The organism is Rhizobium mongolense subsp. loessense, assembly GCF_900099775.1.
Lineage (GTDB): Bacteria > Pseudomonadota > Alphaproteobacteria > Rhizobiales > Rhizobiaceae > Rhizobium > Rhizobium loessense.
Genome location: NZ_FMTM01000005.1, coordinates 254,135 through 275,884 on the forward strand (window position 1 = coordinate 254,135; position 21,750 = coordinate 275,884).

At 60.4% G+C, this 21,750-nt stretch carries 19 protein-coding genes and 1 pseudogene; 11 read left to right on the forward strand and 9 right to left on the reverse strand.

The genetic code is table 11. The features are described 5' to 3' along the window. Positions 1-424: 424 nt before the first annotated feature. Both BLP23_RS18540 and BLP23_RS18545 read left to right on the forward strand, forming a co-directional pair. Positions 425-766: a helix-turn-helix domain-containing protein gene (locus BLP23_RS18540; protein WP_074069367.1), complete on the forward strand. Its 342-nt coding sequence runs from the start codon at positions 425-427 to the stop codon at positions 764-766. Next, complete coding sequence (locus tag BLP23_RS18545) at positions 753-2,030, forward strand: type II toxin-antitoxin system HipA family toxin (RefSeq protein ID WP_092586329.1); 1,278 nt, start codon at positions 753-755, stop codon at positions 2,028-2,030. The genes BLP23_RS18540 and BLP23_RS18545 overlap by 14 nt, the downstream gene beginning before the upstream one ends. 275 nt (positions 2,031-2,305) lie before the next feature. Here BLP23_RS18545 and BLP23_RS18550 read toward each other — a convergent pair whose 3' ends face one another. Beyond that, positions 2,306-5,548, reverse strand: a complete 3,243-nt coding sequence (locus BLP23_RS18550; protein ID WP_092586330.1) for an AAA family ATPase — start codon at positions 5,546-5,548, stop codon at positions 2,306-2,308. A 385-nt stretch (positions 5,549-5,933) separates the two neighbouring features. On the opposite strand from BLP23_RS18550, the gene BLP23_RS18555 reads away from it, so the two are divergent. Next, entirely contained in the window at positions 5,934-6,200 is a 267-nt protein-coding gene (locus tag BLP23_RS18555) for a hypothetical protein (RefSeq protein WP_139187088.1), read from the forward strand. Positions 6,201-6,234: 34 nt separating this feature from the next. On the opposite strand, the gene BLP23_RS18560 is transcribed toward BLP23_RS18555, so the two are convergent. Then, the gene (locus BLP23_RS18560) at positions 6,235-7,674 is read right to left on the reverse strand and encodes an MFS transporter (RefSeq protein WP_208603169.1); all 1,440 of its coding nucleotides are present in this window, start codon (positions 7,672-7,674) and stop codon (positions 6,235-6,237) included. A gap of 97 nt (positions 7,675-7,771) precedes the next feature. Here BLP23_RS18560 and BLP23_RS18565 point away from each other — a divergent pair, with 97 nt between their 5' ends. The 8 genes from BLP23_RS18565 to BLP23_RS18600 all read left to right on the forward strand — a co-directional run bounded on the left by BLP23_RS18565 (position 7,772) and on the right by BLP23_RS18600 (position 15,393). Then, positions 7,772-8,203, forward strand: coding sequence for a winged helix-turn-helix transcriptional regulator (locus BLP23_RS18565; RefSeq protein WP_039845766.1), 432 nt, complete (start codon positions 7,772-7,774; stop codon positions 8,201-8,203). Positions 8,204-8,217: 14 nt separating this feature from the next. Continuing rightward, a complete protein-coding gene (locus BLP23_RS18570) occupies positions 8,218-9,294 on the forward strand; it encodes an Ldh family oxidoreductase (protein WP_092586333.1) in 1,077 nt (358 codons plus the stop codon). A 121-nt stretch (positions 9,295-9,415) separates the two neighbouring features. After that, on the forward strand, positions 9,416-10,168 hold the full coding sequence (locus tag BLP23_RS18575) for a FadR/GntR family transcriptional regulator (RefSeq protein ID WP_092586334.1): 753 nt from the start codon (positions 9,416-9,418) through the stop codon (positions 10,166-10,168). Between the two features lie 23 nt (positions 10,169-10,191). After that, positions 10,192-11,166 (forward strand): sialic acid TRAP transporter substrate-binding protein SiaP, encoded by a 975-nt coding sequence (locus BLP23_RS18580; protein ID WP_092586335.1) that lies wholly within the window; start codon positions 10,192-10,194, stop codon positions 11,164-11,166. Between the two features lie 63 nt (positions 11,167-11,229). After that, positions 11,230-11,802, forward strand: coding sequence for a TRAP transporter small permease (locus tag BLP23_RS18585; RefSeq protein ID WP_092586336.1), 573 nt, complete (start codon positions 11,230-11,232; stop codon positions 11,800-11,802). A gap of 4 nt (positions 11,803-11,806) precedes the next feature. After that, positions 11,807-13,213, forward strand: a complete 1,407-nt coding sequence (locus tag BLP23_RS18590; protein ID WP_092586337.1) for a TRAP transporter large permease — start codon at positions 11,807-11,809, stop codon at positions 13,211-13,213. A 14-nt stretch (positions 13,214-13,227) separates the two neighbouring features. Beyond that, on the forward strand, positions 13,228-14,259 hold the full coding sequence (locus tag BLP23_RS18595; protein ID WP_092586338.1) for an L-idonate 5-dehydrogenase: 1,032 nt from the start codon (positions 13,228-13,230) through the stop codon (positions 14,257-14,259). 168 nt (positions 14,260-14,427) lie between these two features. Beyond that, positions 14,428-15,393: a GNAT family N-acetyltransferase gene (locus tag BLP23_RS18600; protein ID WP_092586339.1), complete on the forward strand. Its 966-nt coding sequence runs from the start codon at positions 14,428-14,430 to the stop codon at positions 15,391-15,393. 1 nt (position 15,394) lies between these two features. On the opposite strand, the pseudogene BLP23_RS18605 reads toward BLP23_RS18600, so the two are convergent. From BLP23_RS18605 to BLP23_RS18635, 7 genes and pseudogenes are all read right to left on the reverse strand, one after another. Next, a pseudogene (locus tag BLP23_RS18605) lies at positions 15,395-15,921 on the reverse strand (helix-turn-helix domain-containing protein); the annotation flags it as partial. Between the two features lie 61 nt (positions 15,922-15,982). After that, positions 15,983-16,921, reverse strand: a complete 939-nt coding sequence (locus BLP23_RS18610) for a dihydrodipicolinate synthase family protein (RefSeq protein WP_233426763.1) — start codon at positions 16,919-16,921, stop codon at positions 15,983-15,985. Between the two features lie 19 nt (positions 16,922-16,940). Continuing rightward, entirely contained in the window at positions 16,941-17,894 is a 954-nt protein-coding gene (locus BLP23_RS18615) for an ABC transporter ATP-binding protein (protein ID WP_092586341.1), read from the reverse strand. Next, positions 17,895-18,911: an ABC transporter ATP-binding protein gene (locus tag BLP23_RS18620; protein ID WP_092586495.1), complete on the reverse strand. Its 1,017-nt coding sequence runs from the start codon at positions 18,909-18,911 to the stop codon at positions 17,895-17,897. It lies immediately after the preceding gene. Positions 18,912-18,919: 8 nt separating this feature from the next. Continuing rightward, positions 18,920-19,837, reverse strand: a complete 918-nt coding sequence (locus BLP23_RS18625) for a dihydrodipicolinate synthase family protein (RefSeq protein ID WP_092586342.1) — start codon at positions 19,835-19,837, stop codon at positions 18,920-18,922. Positions 19,838-19,856: 19 nt separating this feature from the next. Further along, a complete protein-coding gene (locus BLP23_RS18630; protein ID WP_092586343.1) occupies positions 19,857-20,732 on the reverse strand; it encodes an ABC transporter permease in 876 nt (291 codons plus the stop codon). Positions 20,733-20,735: 3 nt separating this feature from the next. Then, positions 20,736-21,695 (reverse strand): ABC transporter permease, encoded by a 960-nt coding sequence (locus BLP23_RS18635; RefSeq protein WP_092586344.1) that lies wholly within the window; start codon positions 21,693-21,695, stop codon positions 20,736-20,738. Positions 21,696-21,750 lie beyond the last annotated feature (55 nt).

The following is a 21,750-nucleotide window of genomic DNA, read 5'->3' on the forward strand; positions in this document are numbered from 1 at the left end:
CTTTGCCGATACCTTGCTGCCGGTTTTCCCGTCGAGTAGTCATAGTGCCGGTGGCCTTCATCCCCGGCATCTCCGGCGAGCTCTTCCGCCAGTTCGCCGTGTCGGTATCCTCGTCGGCTGTCGCCTACTTGACGGCTGGTGAAGTCGAACCGCCTTGCTCGTGATGACGCTCAAGCCTTTGCAGCGCGCGCGAAGTCCGTCCTTCCGTCGATGGGTTGGGTTGCGAAACCCCGGCATGGAACAAATACCACATGGACCGCTCCTTCTTCCGTTGCTTGAGGTATTTCATGGATGAATGTTACCTTGAAGGCTCGCTATGTCATCTTATGGCACCTTGAGGTAACATCCGGTTGACAAATTGAGTAAATGCTGAAAATGTACTCTTGAGGTTACTTTACGACACATAAGGAGCTTTCAAGGTATCATGGTAGCGAAAAGCGCACTACTTTTGGCACCGCCTTACGCTGTAGAGCGCTCACTGAACGTCCTGGGGGCGAACCTCAAGACAGCTCGCCTTCGTAGGAACCTTACGCTTCAGGAGGTCGCTGAAAAGATCGGTGTCATTAGGCGCGTGGTTTCAGACGCCGAGAAGGGTAAGCCTTCAACCAGCATAGCCGTATATGTCGCGCTGCTTTGGGCATATGGCCTTACGGAACAACTCACGCAAGTTGCCGATCCCGAAACAGATCAGGAAGGGAAAGCTCTCGAAAGGGCACGGACACCTCAGCGGGCACGACAGGGAAGAACATTGGATGACAATTTCTAACGACGGTCCTTCGGATTGCTTTGTTTATATAACGCTTCCAGAACAGACCAAGCCGGTAACTGCTGGCCGCTTTTCGCTAAAGCAGGATCGGCGAGGCACAAACGTGGGGCAGTTTGTCTACGGTCGGAGCTATCGGGAAAACCCGGAAGCCGTTGAGATTGACCCTGCTGAACTATTAATTGCCGCTCGAACTTATGAAACAGCGGCAATGGGTGGTATCTTTGGTTCATTACGCGACGCAGGACCAGACCACTGGGGGCGTAGACTGATCGAGAAATACGTTGGCAAAGCGCCTCTGGGCGAACTGGACTATCTACTCCATTCCCCTGACGACCGCGCGGGCGCGTTAGGATTCGGATTGAACGTCGTGCCACCTGCTCCGAGCCGCCATTTCAATAAGACTATTGACCTCGCACGACTACAAGAAATCGCGGACGAAATAGTGCGCGACGAGGATGTCGACGAAACTGCCGAACGAGAGCAGATTGAGAAAATCCTATTGCTCGGCACGTCCATGGGCGGTGCACGACCGAAAGCAGTCGTAGAAGACGAAAGCGGCCTATGGCTCGCCAAATTTAACCGTATCGATGATCGTTGGAATCAAGCGCGAGTGGAGCATGCGATGCTACTACTCGGCCGTGAATGCGGTGTCGTGACGGCTGATAGTCGCATTACGTCAGTCGCCGGGCGGGATGTCCTTTTGGTGAAACGGTTTGATCGAGAAAAATCCGAAGACGGCTATTACAGAACGAGGATGGTGAGCGGATTGACGTTGCTCCGTGCCGAGGACAGCCACCGTTCTCGTGATCTATGGTCATATATTTTACTTGCGGAAGAATTGCGTCGTGTGTGCGCAGAACCGCAACGTCAGGCACAAGAGTTATTCAAACGCATGTGCTTCAATGCACTTATCTCGAACACCGACGACCATCCTCGAAATCACGCAGCTATTGCAAAGAACCGGAGCTGGAAGTTGTCGCCCGCCTATGACCTGACTCCCTCGACGCCAATAAGTGTTGAACAAAGAGACTTGGCACTCATTTGTGGAGATCAAGGTAGGATAGCTCGTGCAAGCAATTTTCTCTCTCAGTGCCATCGTTTCCTCTTAGATAAGGAGGAGGCCGTTAAGATTGTAAAAGACATGACAAATATCGTTCGGACGACATGGTACGATATTGCCCGATTAGCGGGCGTTTCTGAAAGCGATTGCAGGACCATTGAAGGCGCATTCGCCTATCCAGGATTCGAGGCCGAAAAATTGTGAGCAATGAAGTCAGCCTTGCGACCGATTGCGAGATCATCGCTGCATAGTTCTGCGAAACTCAGCGGCGAACTTCAAGCCACCCGGGAAGCCAATGTCATCGTCTACAATATGCCGCCGATCATCGGCCTCGGGCTGCAGTTCCATACCAGCTTGTGCGCCTCAGCGGCGGCAGTGCCGCCGAAATTGCGCAACCTCTATGCTCAGATCGGATTTGTGTTGCTGATTGCGGGCGGCGAAGAACGGCGAATGATGGCGGCAAACGCAAGCGAGAGGGATTACATGCGTGCCGTTTTATTCTGCCCCTCGAACCATCCGGTAATGGCGTCGAGGCGCCGTTCCACTCTCGTTTTGCGGCCCGTCGAGCGGTGGAGTTCGGCAAGGCTTTGCGTGGCCTTCAATTCCCAGGTCTTTGCGCCCTGTTTTTGAGCGAAGGCAGCCGACTTGCGGAACGCGCGCTCGGCGGAGTGAGCATCGCCTTTACGGTAGAGGCCGGCCACGCCTCCGAGGCGGAGCAGCTCCGCTGTAAAATAATGCTCACCTGTCTTCTTGGTCAGCGCCAACGCCTCATCGATGACGCGGGCGGCACCTTCGAATTCGCCGAGCGCAAGGTTTGCCTCTGCCAGCAGGCCGAGATAGCAGGGTTTGTCTATCTGCTGTTCGCCGAGGTTGTCGCAGGTGCCGCGCATCTGCTTTAAGCCCCGGCCATCGTGATGGGCATGAACCATCGCCCAGCCTTGAAAGAATGATGCCAGGTTCGCCCATAGCTGAAAACCGTTCGCCTTGGCGAGCGGCCCCAGCTCGTCCACCATTGCCTGCAAGGCGGCCACGTCCTTGCGCAGAGCCATCAGAACGCAGCCGTTTCCAAGCCAGGCCGCCAACCGGTAAGCGGATTGCTGGCGCGCATCCTGCTCTGCCTCGTGATAAAGCATAATGGCGCGCTCGTGATGCCCTAGCAGATGCAGTGTCCATGACAGATAGATCATCGTCATGTTCGGAAAATCGCTGCCGACCTCATCGGCCTTCGCGCGATAATCGAGAGCCTCCTCCAGATATTGCCGAGCCTCTTCGAGCTTGCCCTGCGAAAAGAGGCACATGCCCTTGAATTGCATGCCGAGGACCAGGGCTTTCAAATTCTGCTGCTGACGCCCCATATTGAGCAGTTGGTCGCTTGCCCATTCCGCATCGGCGAACCGCGCTGAATTCAAGGCGGTACCAAACAGCCCGTCCAGGGCGCGGATACCCGCTTCCGGATCGCCGAGACTTTCGCTCAAAGACATGACATTGCGATAGGCCGCGCTTCCTTCGGGCGTGACGTGGCCGAACGTGGCATAAAGCACATCGCCGCGTTCGAGCTCGAGCCTGAGGCATTTTTGGTCGCGTTCCCGCGACGGCGGCAATTTTTGAAGGCACTCCAGCCCATTTGCGAACATGTTAGCCGCCTCGACCTTTGCCCAGGTGGCGCCCGTCTTGCGGCCGGCGGTGAGCCAGCAATCGGCTGCCCGCTGGTAGAGCCCGGCCGCAGCGAGATGTTGTGCAAGGACTTCCGGATGCTCGGCCGCCTGTCTTGGATAGAGCTTTTCGATCCCTTCGGCGACAAGCTGGTGCAATTGTCGGCGGCGATCGCGCAGGAGGGTAGCCTGGGCTGCGTCTTGCAGGAGGGCATGGGTAAAACTGTAGCTCGGCCAGTTTATCGCCGGTTGCGGCGCGATCAGCCCGGCTTGGATCAGGCGATCCAGGATAGAAACCAGAGCCTCTTCGGATAGACCGGAAAGATGCGCAAGCAGCCCGATGTTGAACACTCTGCCGATGACCGCCGCCATTTGCGCGACCATCTTGCCGTTCCCCAGCTTGTCGAGGCGCGAGAGCAGGAAAGACTGCAACGTCACCGGTATGTCGGCCGCCGTATCCGGTCCTTCCTTCAATATGCTGGCAGCATGGCCGTCAGCGACCGCGCGGCACAGTTCCTCGACATAGAGCGGCACTCCTTCGGCCCTGGCGAGAACGAAATCGTTGGCGGCATCGGTCATAGTGCTGCCTTCTGCCAGCACGCGGCAAAGCGCCTGTGCTTCGAAGCGGGTCAGCCGCTTTAGCCGGAGCCCTTGAAGCGACGGATTTTTCAAAGGCGCCTGCAGCGTTGCCTCACGCGAGGTGACGACGAGCAGCATCGGCGCGAACCGCACTTCATCGATCAGCGCTTTCAGCACATCGCCGGAGGAGGGGTCGATCCATTGTTCGTCCTCGATCGTCAGCCACAGCGGGTTGGCCTGCGACATGTCCTGCAGCCATTCGACGAAAAAGCGGCGCACGATCGTCTGCTGCTCTTTCGATGTCAGGTCCGGCAAGGAATAATCGGTTTGCTCGATCGCCAGCAGTTGCGAAAACACGGGCAGCGTTTGGGAAAGTGGAATATCACTGGAGGCCAGGATCGTCTCCAACAGTTCCACATTCGCCTTTGCCGGCGCGGCATCGTTGATACCCGCATGACGCTTCAGCAGATCCAGAAACGGATACAATGCGCTGTTGGAATAGGCAGGCGCACATTGAAGCGTCAAAGCTGTAAAGTGCGGAGCGCGTGAGCGCGCCTCGAAAATCAGCCGCGATTTGCCGATGCCCGCTTCGCCCGAGATCAGGATCGCCCGTCCGCTCTTTTCAGCCACGATCCCTTCTGCAAGCTCACGCAGGCGGTCGAGTTCGGCGCGCCTGCCCACAAGCTTCGTCAAGTGGGTTCTTTTTGCGAACCGGTTTTCCAGCGTTCGCGCCTTGTCGACACGCCAGATTCGCACCGGATCGCCGAACCCCTTCAACGACTTCGAACCGAGATCGACAAAATCGAAAGCTCCGTTGGCAGCGTCGCGGGTCTTCTGGTCGGCAAGAATTGTCTGAGCGGCGGCCAATGTCTGCAGTCGTTGGGCGAGGTTTGGCACCGGTCCGAAGGCGACAGTCGACACGCCGGCGGGCGCTCCAGCGAAATCGCCGACAACTACAAGCCCGCTTGCAATCCCGATGCGGATCTGCAACCGGGATCCGTCAGGCGTTTCAATCTGCGGCATCGCTTGTATGAGGCTGAAGCCGAGCCTGATTGCGCGTTCCGCGTCATCCTCTTCCGCTGTCGGATAACCGAACAATGCCTGCAGCGCGTCTCCGATATAGTTGGCGGTGAACCCGCCATGCGCCTGCACGAGTGCGGCGCATCGGTTGAGATAAGTTTGCGTCAGCTTGCTGAAGTCTTCGGGATCGAGGCGCGCGGCATATTCCGTCGAGCCGACCATGTCGCAGAAAAGGATGGTCAGCGGCCTTCGTTCCACGGGCACCATCGGCCGCTGACGCGGCTCGTGGGCATCGTCCAGCTGTGTGATGGCGGAGAGGATTTTTCGGCGCGGACCGAGAGGGATTCCAAGCTCCTTGAGGTCATCGTCGGACAAGAGACGAAGCGTGTCGAAGTCAATCTGCGCCTGCGCAAAGACTTCCCCAAGCCGAGTGAGGCCGAGCGTGTTCAACCATTTTGAAACCTCGTCCATCGAATTTTCTGCCCGAAATCCGTTCTTCGGCGTTCACACTGATCTGCTGAGGTCAATCGCAATCACTCCGCCGGTGTCATCGTCCCGCGGCGTCTGATTCATATTACATGGAGCACTGAGTAAAGCGGAATATGCAGCCATTCTAAATTTAGCAATTTCTTTCTTACTATTTCGATATAATGTACTCTAGCGTCAGTTGGGGACTTCATCAAACAGTGCATCGCGAGTGCGGCGGCTTCAATTCTAGTCGAACGACCTATGCTGATTGGGAGAGAAGAGCTGTTCGGCAGTAACCTCGCAAAACAACATGGCCGTCAGGGAGAGTCTCATTCCTGCGGAAGGCGAAAAGCCGCATGCGAAGGACTATCGAAGTTTGGATGAAGCGATGGGCAAAGATTTCCGGGCGCTTCGCCCGAAGGTCGGGTTGTCCGGTTCGGCACGGCTGATGCAGAACGCCTCCTATCTCGGACACGCACGATATTCCGAGCCGTCGAGTTCAATGGAACGCCGGGAATACCGGCTGGACTTTCCCGGCACCTGCAATCGCCGATATGCAATCCGCATCCTTCCGAAGAGATTTTGCTTCGACCAAAGCGATGTTGCCTTTGGCTTCGAGGACTATCTGATTTTAGCGGATGTGCGATGCGATTGATGGCCGCGACTGGAGCCGCGGCCACCTCTTGGGTTCAGGATGACATGACCTGATCGCAGGCAAGATCGCGGCAGCGCCTGATGCCTATGGCAGTGATCAACGCGCCAGCCACGGCGGCTGCGACCGGGACGATCAGCGCCATTTGCAGCGATGCCAGCCGGGCTTCGGCAGATGTAGCTTCGCCGAGAACATAGGCGCCGATCGCACTTGAACCCGACAGGCCGAGGGCTGCGCCGAACTGAAAGGCGGTATTGACCAGCCCGCCGGCCAGCCCCTGTTCGTCTTCATGAATGCCGTCGGTGGCAGCGATTGTCAGCGGGCTGTAGGCGATCGAGAAGGCCAGTCCGAGCAAAAGCATGCTTGGGAAGATTGCGGCATATGTCCAGTCGAGCTCCATCCCCAACAGCAATGCGTAGGAGATGGCGGCAAGAACGAAGCCTGCGAAGATAACGCGGTCGTTTCCGAAGCGATCGACAAGCCTGGGCGTGAGCATCGGAGCAACGACCGCGTCGATGCCGATCACAAGCATCGCAATGCTGGTCTTTATCGGCGTCCAGCCAAGCAGCTCCTGGAGATAGAGGGTCGCGATGAACTGGAAGCCGAAGAACGACCCGGCAAACAGCAGCGCTCCGAGGTTCGACCGGACGAGGGAGCCGGAGCGGAATATTCCGAAACGCACGAGCGGCGCGGCGGACAGGCGCTCGATCAGGAAGAAGGCAAGCCACAGGGCCGCGCTCACGCCGAATATGGCGAGCGTCCATGCCAAGTTCTGGTCGGGATGTTCGAGGCGGGTCACGCCATGAACCGCAAGCAGCATCGCTGCTGTGAGCGCAACGGCGCCTGGAATGTCGAAGCGCTCCCTGGTGGTTCTAGACTGCCTGTCGGCGATGAGCCTGATTGCGGCGACAAAGATGAGGAGCGCCAGGATCACCGGCGCAAAGAACACCCAGCGCCAGTCGATTGCAGCAAGCAATCCGCCCAGGACGAGCCCGAGTGAGAAACCGGCAGAAGCCGTGGAGGCGTAGATGGTCACTGCGCGGTTGCGCTGGGGACCCTCCGGAAAATTCGTCGCGACGAGCGCGAGGCCCGCCGGTGTCATGAACGCCGAGGCGGCGCCCGTGACGAAGCGGGCCAACAGCAGCATCCAGCCCTCCGTCGCAAGGCCGCCGAGTCCGGAGAATGCAATGAAGACGACAAGTGCGGAAAGGAAGACCCGGCGTTTGCCGAAAATGTCCGCAGCACGGCCGCCGAGCAGCATGAAACCGGCATAACCCAGCACATAGGCGCTCACTACGCCGCTCAGCGTGGTTGTCGTCAGATTAAGATCGGCCCGGATTGCCGGAAGCGCGATATTGAGCATGGCAACATCGATGCCCTCAAGAAAGATGGCTCCGCAGAGGACGATCAGCGTCGCTGCGGCACGCGGCGTCATAGGTGCCGCGTCGGCTTCAGAAGAAGAAAGGGTCGTGGACATAGGCATGGTCCTTCGTTGACGATGAAGAGAGTGGGTGACTTTTCGTAAGTCAGTTCCCTCTTGTAACCATCAAACAATTAGGTCATGCTCCGGACCCATGAAAGAAGGCACTTTAAACTCACCGAGTAACCTTTGCAGCAGCGAGGCGGATTACGACGTCCTGCAATGGGATGTGCGCGAAGGCTGCGAGGTGCGCCAGATCCTCGATCGGATCGCCGATAAATGGTCGCTGCTGGTGATCGCTCTTCTGGAAAAGCGCACGCTCCGCTTCACGCAATTGCGCAACAGCATCGAAGGCATCAGCCAGCGCATGCTGACGACCACCTTGCGCAATCTCGAACGCGACGGAATTATCGAGCGAACGGTCTATCCCGTCGTGCCGCCGCGTGTGGAATATGCGCTGTCGCCGCTCGGCTGCACGCTGCACGAAACCATCCGCGCGCTGGTGGGATGGACGGAATCGAACCAGGCTGAAATTCTGGCGGCTCGAGCCCGTTACGATGCCAAGGCAGCCAGCGAGCGCTGGTGAAAGGTGATTTGCCAATGCCGACTGAACTTCCGACTTCGCCTGTAAGGGCGACGCTTGCTTCCATCGATCGCTTCTGTCGCGCCGTCTTCATCGCAGCGGGTGCTGACGAGGCTACCAGCGATGGAGCGACGCGGGCGATGATGCATGGGACGCGGCTCGGCATCGACAGCCATGGCGTCAGGCTTCTGCCGCACTATGTCAAGGGCCTGATCGAGGGCCGCATCAATCGGCAGCCGAAAGTGGCGCTTGCTTCGGCATTCGCAGCGGTCGGTGTGCTCGACGCCGACAATGGCCATGGAGGGCTTGCGACCTTCATGGCGATGGATCATGCGATCGAATTTGCGGACCGATATGGCATCGGCGCCGTGGCCATCCGCAATTCCTCGCATTTCGGGCCGGCCGGCGCCTACGCGCTTCAGGCGGCCCGGCAGGGCTTCATCGGTTTTGCGTTTTGCAATTCCGACAGCTTTGTCCGCTTGCATGACGGCGCGATGCGCTTTCACGGCACCAATCCGATCGCCTGTGCGGTGCCGGTTCCCAACGACAATCCCTGGCTCTTCGACATGGCCACCAGCGCGGTGCCCTATAACCGCGTTCAGCTTTACAGGAGCCTTGGCAAGAGTTTGCCGGCCGGTACGGCGTCCGATAGCCACGGCTACGACACCATCGACCCGGAACAGGCAGATATGCTGGCGCCGCTTGGCGGTGAATTCGGCTTCAAGGGGGCCGGGTTGGCCGGAATCTCCGAAATCCTCAGCGCCGTGCTGACCGGCATGAAGTTGAGCTTCGACATCGCGCCAATGCCAGGTCCGGACTTCTCGACACCGCGGGGACTGGGTGCCCTCGTGCTGGCGATGAAGCCCGAGGCTTTCCTGGACAGACGCCGGTTCGACGCCGCCATGACGCGTTATCTGGAGACGCTGCGCAATTCGCCGGCCCGCGATGACTTGAACGTCATGGCGCCAGGCGACCGCGAATGGAAAGTCGCCGAGGACCGCGAGAGAAATGGTGTCGAACTCGACCCTGCCACAGCGGAATCTTTTGCGGCGCTTGCCGCACGTTACGCTCTGAAACCGCCGTTCGGTCCATAGAGCCCGTCAGCCCGTCCTTGCGGCGGATTGACGCACGAGACGATCAATGTTACGAATGGATGAATTGGTCAGGCCACTTGGCCAATTGCGCGTTTGAGGAGAAACGCGCCAGGGAGGCTAGATGTTCTCGGCTGTTGAATCGCGCCGCCTCTACAGGCAGGTGGCGGACCAAATTCGTTCGATGATCGCGACTGGCGAGCTGGCCGTTGGCCAGCGCCTACCGCCGGAGCGCGAACTTGCCGAAAAGCTGGCGGTTTCGCGTCCGACCATTCGCGAAGCATTGATCGTGCTGGAAGTGGAGGGGCTCGTGCATATCCGCATGGGCTCGGGAATATATGTCGCCCGCAAGCACACCGTTCAGCCCGCTCAGCCGGAGCGCGAACCGTTCGAAGGGCCGTTCGAGCTGCTGCAGGCCCGCTCCATCATCGAATGCGCGATCGCCGAGGAGGCTGCGCAGCGCGCAACCTCAAGCCACATTGCCGTGCTCGACGAGAACCTGCAGCAGATGGCAAGCGTTGTGAACGATACCGATGCGGCGCTCGAAATCGACCGCGCCTTCCACACGGCAATTGCCGGCATCGTCGGAAATGCCGCGCTCATCCGCTTCACCGGCGAGATCTACGATCAGCGCATGACGCCGTATTTCGAGAAGCTGGCGAGCCATTTCGAGGGACCGGATTCCTGGTCCCGCGCGATGGAGGAGCATCGTGCCATCAGAGATGCGATCGCCGCCAATGACCCCGCAGCCGCCAAACAGGCCATGCGGACGCATCTCGACAGATCGCAGAAGAGATTTTCCGAAAGCTTCGGGGAGGAGCTTTTCGGGGAAGACGAAGGCGGCCGCGCTGCGGCCCGGAGGAATGCAAAGATCTAACGCAAGCTCGGGAGGAAAGAGCGATGAAGAGCAGACTGGCTACGATAGTTTGCACCGCAGCCGCCATCATGGCGACGACGGTTGCCGCACATGCACAGACGGTCCTGAAATGGGCCCATGTCTATGAAACGTCCGAACCCTTCCACACCGATTCGGTCTGGGCATCCGAGGAGATCAACAAGCGCACCGGCGGGCGCTACAAGATCGAGGTCTATCCCGCTTCACAGCTCGGCAAGGAAGCGGACATCAACCAGGGACTGAAGCTCGGCACCGTCGATATCATCATTTCCGGCTCGAGCTTTGCCGCCCGCGATTACAAGCCGATCGGCGTCACCTACTATCCCTATATCTTCCGCGGCCCGGAACATCTGATCGCCTACACCAAGAGCGATGTCTTCAAGCGCCTTGCCCAGGGCTACGAAGACAAGACCGGCAACCATATCACTGCCGTCAGCTATTACGGCACGCGCCAGACGACCTCGAACAAGCCGATCGCCAAGTGCGCCGACATGCAGGGTCTCAAAATCCGTGTTCCCGACGTTCCGGCCTATCTCGCGATGCCGCGCGCATGCGGGGCAAACACCACGCCGATCGCCTTTGCCGAGGTCTATCTTGCGCTTCAGAACGGCACGGTCGAGGCACAGGAAAATCCGCTGACGACGATTGAGGCGAAGAAGTTCTACGAAGTCCAGAAGAACATCATCCTGACCGGCCATATCGTCGATCATCTGAACACCGTGGTTTCCAAGACCCTATGGTCGAGCCTTTCGGACGAGGACAAGACAATCTTCGAGACGGTGATGCGGGAAGCTGCAGAGCGCACCACGAAGACAATCGAAGGACGGGAAAAAGGCCTCATCGCCACCTTCAAGGAGAAGGGGCTCAACGTGACGGAGGTCGACAAGGCCGATTTCGAGAAGGCAGTTACCGAGAAAGTGGCCTTCGAGGATTTCGGCTATGAAAAGACCGACTGGGAAGCCATCCGCGCTATCCAATAATCGAAAAGGATGCGGCGCCATTGAGCGCCGCATCCTCCCTTCCGGCGAAAACGGACGTTCCCCATGTCGCAAGAAGTCCACACCCAGATCACCCCAGACGAGATTGCCCATACTTTCGAAGCCGCGGCTCCGACCGCAAAAGCCTCGGATTATGCCCCGGAGGACTGGATCACCCTGATCGTCTTCTGGCTCATGACCGGCTGCGTCTTTCTCCAATTCTTCACGCGCTATGTATTGAACGACAGCTATGCCTGGACGGAAGAGATCGCCATCAACTGCCTGATCGGCGTCGTCTTCCTCGGTTCGGTCATGTGCGTGCGCACCTCGCGCCACATCCAGGTGGACGTGTTCTACCACTACATGCCGCAGCGAATGGCGAGGATCCTCGCCAGCTTCGTCGATGTCGTCCGTATCGCCTTCTTTGCCTACGCCTGCCATCTGATGTGGCGTTATGTGCAGGTCGTCGCCGGAGAGGAGATGGTGACCATCGCGCTGCCGCGCAACATCGTCTTCTACAGCGTCTTTGCCGCATTCGTCCTGATGCTGCTGCGCGCCATCGTGGTCTTCGTTGCCAATATGCGCCGCGGCTATTCCGTTCTGGAGCGGCCCGAGGAATTCCAGAAAATCGAGGATTGATCACATGCTCCTGCTTGTCGGCTCGTTTCTCCTGCTGATGGTCATCGGCGTGCCTGTCGCGATCTCGATGGCGACCGCCTCGGTGCTCTATATTGTTCTTTACGGCGTCGCGCCCGACATCATCGTCGCCCAGCGAATGATCGCCGGCGTCGAGAGCTTTCCGCTGCTTGCCGTTCCCTTCTTCATTCTCGCCGGCAACCTGATGAATTCGGCCGGCGTTACCGGACGTATCTATTCGTTTGCGGTTGCCCTCGTCGGCTGGATGAAGGGCGGCCTCGCGCAGGTCAACATCATCGGCTCTGTGATCTTCTCCGGCATGTCTGGAACCGCGCTTGCGGATGCCGCCGGGATCGGCACCATCGAGATCAAGGCGATGAAGGACCACGGCTACCCGGTTGAAGCAGCCGTCGGCGTCACCGCCGCCTCGGCGACGCTCGGCCCGATATTCCCGCCGTCTCTGCCCTTCGTCATCTACGGCATGATGGCGAATGTCTCGATCGGCGCCCTGTTCATGGCCGGCATCCTGCCCGGCGTCGTCATGACAGTTCTGATGATGGTGACCGTTGCCGCATTCGCCTATGCGCGGAGCTGGGGTTCGGACGCACCCTTCGATGTCAAGCAGCTTCTGTCGGCGTCGCTGGAAATCGTCGTGGTGCTGCTCGTTCCTGTCGCGATCTACCTCATGATGCTTGCCGGCTTGTCGATGAACGTGTCGGCCGGCATCGCACTTGCCGCGCTTCTGGCGCTGGACTGGTATTTCTCCTTTTCAGCCGTCATGGCCCTGATGACGCCGGTCATACTCATCGGCGGCATGACAATGGGCTGGTTTACGCCGACGGAAGCGGCGGTCGCGGCTGTGCTCTGGTCGCTTTTCCTGGGCCTGGTGCGCTACCGCACCATGACGCTATCGACACTCGCCAAGGCGAGCTTCGATACGATCGAGACCACGGCCTCGGTTCTCTTCATCGTCACCGCGGCCTCGGTCTTTGCCTGGCTGCTGACGGTCAGCCAGGCCGCGCAGCTCTTGTCGACGGCGATCCTTTCGATCACAGACAACAAGTGGGTTTTCCTGATCCTCGTCAATCTGCTGATGCTTTTCGTCGGCTGCTTCCTGGATACGATCGCGGCGATCACCATCCTTGTTCCGATCCTGCTGCCGATCGTGATGCAGTTCCAGATCGATCCCGTGCAGTTCGGCCTGATCATGACGCTCAATTTGATGATCGGCTTGCTTCATCCGCCGCTCGGAATGGTATTGTTCGTCCTTTCGCGCGTGGCAAAGCTCTCCGTCGAGCGCACGACCATGGCTATCCTGCCCTGGCTCGTTCCGCTGTTCGTCGCACTGATCCTGATCACCTTCATCCCGTCGGTCTCGCTCTGGCTGCCGCAGCAGCTCGGGTTGCTGAAGTAATGGGGAGAAATATTATGCAGACGCGATTTGCCCGGCTTTACGGAGCGCGCGACCTGAGGGTCGAGGCAGGCTCCGTGCGGGAACCGGGCGAAGGCGAAGTGCTCTTGCGCATGGCGGCTGCAGGGATTTGCGGCTCCGACCTGCATTACTACCAGGACGGCGGCTTTGGGCCGGTGCGCGTACGCGAGCCGATCATTCCCGGACACGAGGCGTCGGGCTTCGTCGAGACGGCGGGCGCCGGAGTGGCCCTGCCTGAGGGCACCCTGGTCGCCGTCAATCCGAGCCAGCCGTGCGGATCGTGCGAATATTGCAAGCGCGGGCAGCCGATCCACTGCCTCGACATGCGCTTCATGGGAAGCGCCATGCGGCTTCCCCATGAGCAAGGCATGTTTCGCCAATGGCTGGTCGTGCCGGCGGTGCAATGCGTTGCTGTTTCCGGAGATGTCAGTGCGGCCGAAGCGGCATGCGCCGAGCCGCTCGCCGTGTGCCTGCATGCAGCGTCACGCGCGGGCGATATTGCGGGAAAAAAGGTGCTGATCACCGGCGCCGGCCCCATAGGGTGCCTTGCCGTAGCCGCGGCCCGTTATCACCAGGCTGCGGAAATCGTCGTCACCGACCTTGCTGACGCAGCACTCCGGCGCGCAAGCGCAATGGGAGCGGACAAAACGATCAACGCAAACGATCAGGATGCGCTTGGGACCTACGAAGCCGGCAAAGGCTATTTCGACCTAGCTTTCGAATGCTCTGCCGCAGCACCGGCAATCCGCTTTGCGATCGCGTCGGTCAAGCCGCGCGGCACGATCGTTCAGGTGGGCGTGACCGGCGACATCGCCATTCCGCTCAATGCCCTGGTCGGCAAGGAACTGCATATCCACGGATCGCAACGCTTCCACAGCGAGTTCAAAGATGCGGTGGCATTGATCGCCAGCCGGCAGATCGACATCCGTCAAATCATCAGCCACAGCTTTCCGCTCGAGCGCGCTTTGGAGGCTTTTGAACAGGCCGGCGATCGCTCGGCCGCGTGCAAGGTGCAGCTGGTGTTCTAATGGCAGAAGCCTGACGGATGGTACCAAACGCCAGAGGACCGATCCGGTGGCCGACATTTCCCATGCGACGTGACTATTCCTCCGGAGAAGGGTAAAATCCAGCCCGACCGCAGCGCCCTTGGACAGCGCATCAGGCGCCGCATACCTTAGCGAACCAGGGAGGGCGATATGGGAACGGCTGCACCGAGCGTAGCCATCCGCGCGCTGGCCGAGACCGATCTGCCGGAAGCCGAAAGAATTTTCCGGCTGGCCTTTGGCACCTTCTTGGGAGCACCCGAACCAGAGACGTTCTGGTCCGACCGCGACTACGTACGCGGCCGCTGGCAGGCGCCCTACGTCGCCGCCTTCGCCGCGGAGGTGGGCGGTGAACTGGTGGGCTCCAACTTCGCAACCCGCTGGGGCAGCGTCGGCTTCTTCGGACCGTTGACGATCCGCCCCGACCTTTGGGACCGGGGCATCGGCGCGCGGCTCGTCGAGGCCGTCACGGCGAGCTTCGATGAATGGGGCACGCGGCATGCAGGCCTGTTCACCTTCGCCCAGAGCGCCAAGCACGTGGGCCTGTACCAGAAGTACGGCTACTGGGCTCGTTTCCTCACGGCCATCATGTCGGCGCCGGTCCGTCATAGCCAGACCGAGCCGGTGCGCTGGTCGCGGTATTCCGATCTGACAGAGGAGCAGAGACTGGAATGCCTGAAGTCCTGCCGTGACCTGACCGGCGCTCTTTACGACGGGCTCGACCTGGGGGCGGAAATCCAGGCCGTGGAGGCGCAGGAGCTTGGGGAGACGGTCCTGCTCGGCGATATGGCGGGTGCGGGCTTGGAGGGTTTTGCCGTGTGCCACCATGGGCCGCGCAGCGAAGCAGGCGACGGTGCTTGCTTCATCAAGTTCGGGACCGTGCGTCCAGGATTGGCGGCGGGGGAGACCTTCGACAGCTTGCTGCATGCCTGCGAGGCGCTTGCCGTAGCGGAGGGGATGCCCAAGCTGCTGGCCGGGGTGAACATGGCCCGCCACGAGGCGTACCGGCACTTGGTCGGGCGTGGCTTTCGAACCGAAATCCAAGGGGTCACGATGCACAGGCCCAATGAGCCGGGTTACAGTCGCGCCGGCGTCTTCGTGCTCGACGACTGGCGCTAGGGATGGAATCTAACGCTTGGTGCCCACGCCTCACGGGAGTGACGATTTCATCCGGATCAGCCGTCCAGGTGAAAGGCTTGGGACGCGAATTGGTTTCAGCGACGTACCGGTTGATGGCCTGCTGAAGATCGACCACCGAATGGAAGACGCCGCGCTTGAGCCGCTGGCGGGTCAGCTTGGCGAAGAAGCCTTCAGTGGGTTGCCTCGACCGGTGGGTCAGAAAGCGTCAGGTTGACTACCCGCTCGGCCATATCAGGGAGAAGCGCCTTGATCCGGGAGGGGCAAGCCTTGTTCGCGCAGTAGGCCATTGACACCTTCCTGCATGAAGCGCTCCTGCCAGCGCCAGACGCAGGTCTTAGAGGTGCCGGTCCGGCGCATGATCTCAGTGGTGCAGACGCCATCGGCGCTCAGCGGCACGACAACTGCCCGCCAGACGTGTTTCTGAGCCGTGTTCCGGTTGCTGGCGACGGCCTCAAGGCGCTGCCGGTCGGAGGGGGTAAGAGTGATGGAAATGCCAGCATGCCACAGCCTCGCATGCACGCTGGCCAAAAGGAATCCCAGATCGGACCGTTCCGTCAGGCTCAGACCACTAGGGAGCAATAAAGAGCTCGCCCAATTCCTCGCGCGCGATCTTGCGCAGCCGCGTCGCCTCCGTCTCGTCGATGGCGCGGTAGGGCCACCGTAGCCGTGTTCCGACAGGTCCCCAATTGCCGATTGCGCTCAGCAGTTTATCGAGCGCAGCATTCGAATAACCGGCCTTCTGGCGGAAGGGGACGATATGTTCGTCCATGAAGCGGCAGATCCGGCGTTCCGTGTCCAATGCCGCCTCGAGGTTGGTCTCAATCAGATCGGTCCATCGCTGCGCGCCGCGCGGGCTGAGGCAGGCTACGTTGGAAAATGCGCCTGCAGCCACGCCTTTACTCATGCCGGTCGCCAGGTGATGGCCGGGTACGAAGAGCGAGAATTCCTGGAGGTGCTTTCGCGCTTCGCCATACCAGTCCGCGCCGCCATCGGAAAGCTTGATGCCGACGATAGCAGGGCAGGGGATGCAGATATTTGCAAGCTCCCTGGGTGTCAGAACGCGTTTGGCATGCGGCGGATTGTAGAGGATCAGCGCAATCCCGGTGGCGACCTTAGATGCCCTCGCCAGGAAATCGGCAGCTTCGAGATCGCTGACCGGCCACCAGTCCGGCAGGATCACCTGTATGGCAAGCGGCCTGAAGGAGGCTGCACGCCGGATGCGGTCCAGCTGGATCATCGCATCCGGCTGGCATGCGCCGATGACGAAGGGCATTCCGGCTTTGGTGCACCGCTCGGCCAGCATGGACTGGATACGGTCGAATTCCGCTTCGGTCTGGTTGTGGAATTCGCCCGCCGTGCCGTTCGAATAAATACCATCGACGCCGGCTGCGATCAGAATATCGATTTCCTCGCCGAGCTTATCGAAATTTATGCTGTCGTCTGTCTCGATCGGCAAGAGAAGGCTTGCCCAGTTCCCGCCGATCGGATGCCGCCTTTTCGCTGTCACCGAATGCTCCTCTTGCCGATCAATCCAGGTCGTCTCGAATGCAGGCCTTGAAATGTCCAGGGGCCACTTCGCGCAGTTCCGGCACGGTCCGGGCGCAGGCATCCAGCGCCTTTGGACAGCGCGTCCGGAAGACGCAGCCGCTTGGCGGATTGGCCGGGCTTGGAATGTCGCCCTTCAATATCTGCCGGTTACGCCGGGCATCCGGGTCAGGCGAAGGGATCGCCGAGAGCAGGGCGCGGGTATAGGGATGTTGTGGCCTGGCATAGAGATCGGCGCTCGTTGCGATCTCCATGATCCGCCCGAGATAGAGCACGATCACGCGGTCGCAGATATATTCGACCACCGCCAGGTCATGCGAAATGAACAGCATGGTGAGGCCAAGACGCTGCTGCAGATCGCGCAGCAGGTTGATGACCTGCGCCTGGATGGAGACGTCGAGCGCTGAAACGGGCTCGTCGGCAACGATGAATTCCGGCGACAGCGTCAAGGCGCGGGCAATACCGATGCGTTGGCGCTGCCCACCGGAAAATTCATGCGCATAGCGATTGAGCGCGTCGGCCGGAAGATCGACCTGGTCGAGTGCGGAGCGCGCCCGGTCGAGCCGTTCCTCGCGCTTTCCAATGCCCTGGATCTTCAGCCCCTCCGTCAGGATTTCGCCGATCGTCATGCGCGGCGAGAGGCTGGCATAGGGGTCCTGGAAAATATACTGCATGCGCGGCCGCGCGCGCCGCATGGCGGAAGCGGACAGCGAGGTGAGTTCGGTTCCGTCAAAGCGCACGCTTCCGGAGGAGGGCTCGACCAGCCGCAGCACCGAGCGGCCGATCGTCGTCTTGCCGCTTCCGGATTCTCCGACGAGGCCGACGACCTCGCCCTTGCCGATATCGAAGGAGATATCCTGCAGGATCGTTAGTTTGGTGCCGCGCGACGTATAATGTTTCGCGAGACCGCGAACGGAAAGCAAAGGCTCGTTCATCTAAATCTCCCGCCAGCGGATGCAGCGGCTTCGATGCTGCGGACTGACGTCTTCGAGCGGCGGGACGGCCGCGCGGCACGCGTCTATGGCGAACTTGCATCGAGGCGAGAAGGCGCAACCGTGCGGCATTTTCATCAGGCTCGGCACCATGCCGGGAATGGCGGCAAGCTTTTCGCCGGCGAGCTTCATGCGGGTTGCGTCGCCGAGCCGCGGCATCGAGGCGAGAAGGCCGATCGTATAGGGATGCTTCGGATGGCGGAAAACCTCGCCGACCGGCCCCTGCTCGACGATCCGCCCTGCATACATGACCGCGACGCGGTGGGCGATTTCCGCGACGACGCCGAGATTATGGGTGACGAAGAGCATCGCCATGCCGCGCTCGCGCTGCAGCTTCAAGAGCAGATCGAGGATCTGCGCCTGGATCGTCACGTCGAGCGCCGTCGTCGGCTCGTCGGCAATCAGCAGCGCCGGATCGCAGGCGAGCGCCATGGCGATCGTCGCGCGCTGGCGCATGCCGCCGGAAAGTTCATGCGGATATTGGCCGGCACGGCGCTTCGCATCGGGAATGCCAACGCTTTCGAGCAGGGCAATGGCCGCATTCATCGCGGCCTTCCGGTCCGCCCCGCGATGAATGCGGATCGGCTCCGATATCTGGTCGCCGATGGTGAAGACGGGATTGAGGCTCGACATCGGCTCCTGAAACACCATGCCGATATCGTCGCCGCGGACTTTTCGCATGTCCTGCTCGTCAAGCAGGACAAGGTCGGCGACCGTGCCGCTCTTCCGCTTCAGGCGAATGCTGCCGGCGGCGATCGCGCCGATATTGCGGGTCAGCAGCCGCATGACCGAAAGGCTCGTTACCGACTTGCCCGAGCCGGATTCGCCGACGAGTGCCAGCGTCTCGCCGGCGGCGACGGTCAGGTCGATGCCGTTGACCGCAGTCACCTCGCCGCCGCGGATGCGAAAGATCGTCCGCAGTCCGCGAATGTCGAGAATGGGATCGGCGGTCCGTTGCATGGCGATCATCAGCCAAGGAGCCCGGTCGCGCGCAGGATCTCGTCGATCTTGGCGGTCTCGGCTTCGTTGAGGGGAGCACGCGGACGCGGCATGAAGGCGGTATCGATGATGCCAAGCCGCTTCATGGCGGTCTTGAAGGCGCCGATGCCCGAGGCACCGCCGCTGACACGGCCCTGCGCGACCCAGACGATTTCGAAGAGCCGGCAAAGACGTTCCTGCTCCTTCTTCGCGAGAGCCCAGTCGCCACGCTGCGCCGCATCCCAAAGGCGGACATAACCTTGCGGGTCGACATTGGCGATGCCGGGAACGACGCCGTGGGCACCCATCAGCAGCGCGGTATCAACAACGATTTCCGAGCCCGTCATCAGGAAGATGTCCTTGTGCGCGGCAAGATCCAGAAGCGCATAGCGGAAATTGCCGTCGTCGCCGCTTGAATCCTTCAAGCCGATGATTGTGCCTTCCTTGGCGAGCGTCACCGTCGTTTGGCGTTGCAGCTTGACGTTGACGCAGACGGGAATGTCATAGGCGATGAGCGGCACATCGACGGCGTCGCGGATATAGCGGAAGTGGTCGAGGATCTCGGGCTGGCTGGTAACGGTGTAGAAGGGGGCTGTTACGACAACGGCGTCAGCACCCGCGGCCTTTGCGATCTTCGCATGCGAGATGACCCGATCGGTCGTCGGATCGATGGTGCCGACGATGAGCGGCACGCGGCCGTTCACCACCTTCGCCGAATGTTCGATGATCTCGCGCCGCGTCTCGTCATCGTAAAAGACAACCTCGCTCGTCGAACCGAGCACGAAGACCCCGTGGCAGCCGGCGCCGATCAGGTGCTCCAGAACGCGCGTATAGGAGGGATAGTCGACGGTGAAATCCGGGTTCAGCGGCGTTACGACAGGAGGAACCACACCCTTGAATTTGCTCATTTTCGCTTTCTTTCGATTGTCAGTTTAATTCGGCGCGAGGGTCGAAGGCGTCCCTCAGACCATCGCCAATGAAATTGATCGCAAGCACGGCAAGGACCAGCGCCCCACCGGGGAAGAGCCATTGCCATGGATACTGTTCGAGAACTGCGGTGGAGCGGGCGGCATTCAACATGTTGCCCCAGCTTGCAGCCGGCGGCGCAATGCCGAGCCCGAGGAAGGAGAGGCCAGCCTCGAGAAGAATGGCATTGGCGATCTGCAGCGTCGCATAGACCATCAGGATATCGATCGAATTCGGCAGGCCATGACGAAAGAGCAGGTGCGGCAAGCCGGCACCCATGCCGCGCGCCGCCAGGACGAAATCGCGTTCGCGCAGTTCCAGCAGTCGCGAGCGGATCATGCGGGCAAGCAGCGGCCAGGACAGCAGCGAGATAACCAGCACCGTCGGCCAGATGCCGGTACCGGCAATCGAGGCGAGCACGAGCAGGAAGATGACGGGCGGCAGCGTCATCACCAGGTCGACGAAGCGCATAGAAAGCGCATCAGCCCAACGGCCGGCCAGGGCGGAGACGGCGCCGAAGAGGAAACCGATCATCGCAGAGATCGCAGTCGAGGCGACGGCGACCAGAAGCGAGATGCGGCCGCCCTCCAGAACCCGGGCAAAGACATCGCGGCCAACGCCGTCAGTGCCGAACCAATGCGTCGCGGTCGGGCCGCTGTTCATCGCCAGAAGATCGATGTCGTTCGGCAGGAAAGGCCACCAGAGCGGATATGAGAGGATGATCGCCAGCATCGGGATTGCGACGCATAGCCCGAAGACGGCTGCCCGGTTGAGAAGGAAGCGGTCAAAGGCGCGGGCGAGGGGGCCTGGGCTGCGGGTTGCGGTGCGGGCCAGCATCACTCAACCTACCTTGATGCGCGGATCGATGACCGCATAGGCGATATCGGTCAGCAGATTGACGATGATGACGCAGGTGCCGATGACGAGCGTCGCACCCATGATGACGGGATAGTCGCGCGTCTCCACGGCATCGACGAGCAGCAGGCCCATGCCCGGCCAGTTGAAGACGCTTTCGATGAAGATCGCCCCGCCAATCGCAAGGCCGATGGTCGAACCGATCAGCGTGACGACGGGCAACAGCGCGTTTCTGAGAGCATGCTTGGTGATGACCCAGAATTCGACGACGCCTTTGGCGCGGGCGGTGCGCACGTAATCCTGGTTGAGGACTTCGAGCATCGAGGCGCGCATGTAGCGCATGATCAAGGCAGCCTGGGCGATGGCGAGCAGTGCGGCAGGCAGGATCAGATGCCGCAGGAGATCGAGAACGGAAAACGCCTCGCCCGGCGTCAGCATTCCGCCCGATGGCGTCCAGTTCAGCCGGACGGAAAAAATGTAAAGACCGATCAGCGCGCTCAGAAAGGCCGGGCTGGAAATGCCGGCAAGCGCGAACACCGAAAAGGAAATGTCGGCGACGGAATTGCGCCGCACGGCGCTGATGACGCCGATCGCAATCCCGGCGACGATCGAAATTAACAGCGCGGTGCCCATTAGGAGCACCGTCGGGCCGATGCGCGAAAGCACGAGGCTAAGGACCGGCTGGTCCAGCCGCTTGATCGAATAGCCGAGATTGCCCGCGAGCGCCTGCTGCAGCCATGCGAGATACTGAACCGGCAAAGTCTGGTCGAGCCCGAGCCGGTTGCGCAATTCAGCAAGATCAGACGACGACATCGGGATGTTGGGATCGATATAGGCATCGATCGGATCGCCGGGGGCAAGGCGCAGCAGCAGGAAGATCAGCGCGCTCAAGGCAAGGAGCATGCCCATCCCGATGATCACGCGCCGGAGGCTGTATCTAAGCATTGGAAATCCATTCCGTGAGGGTGGCCGAAGCCACCCTCGATAGTTCAAGAAGAGC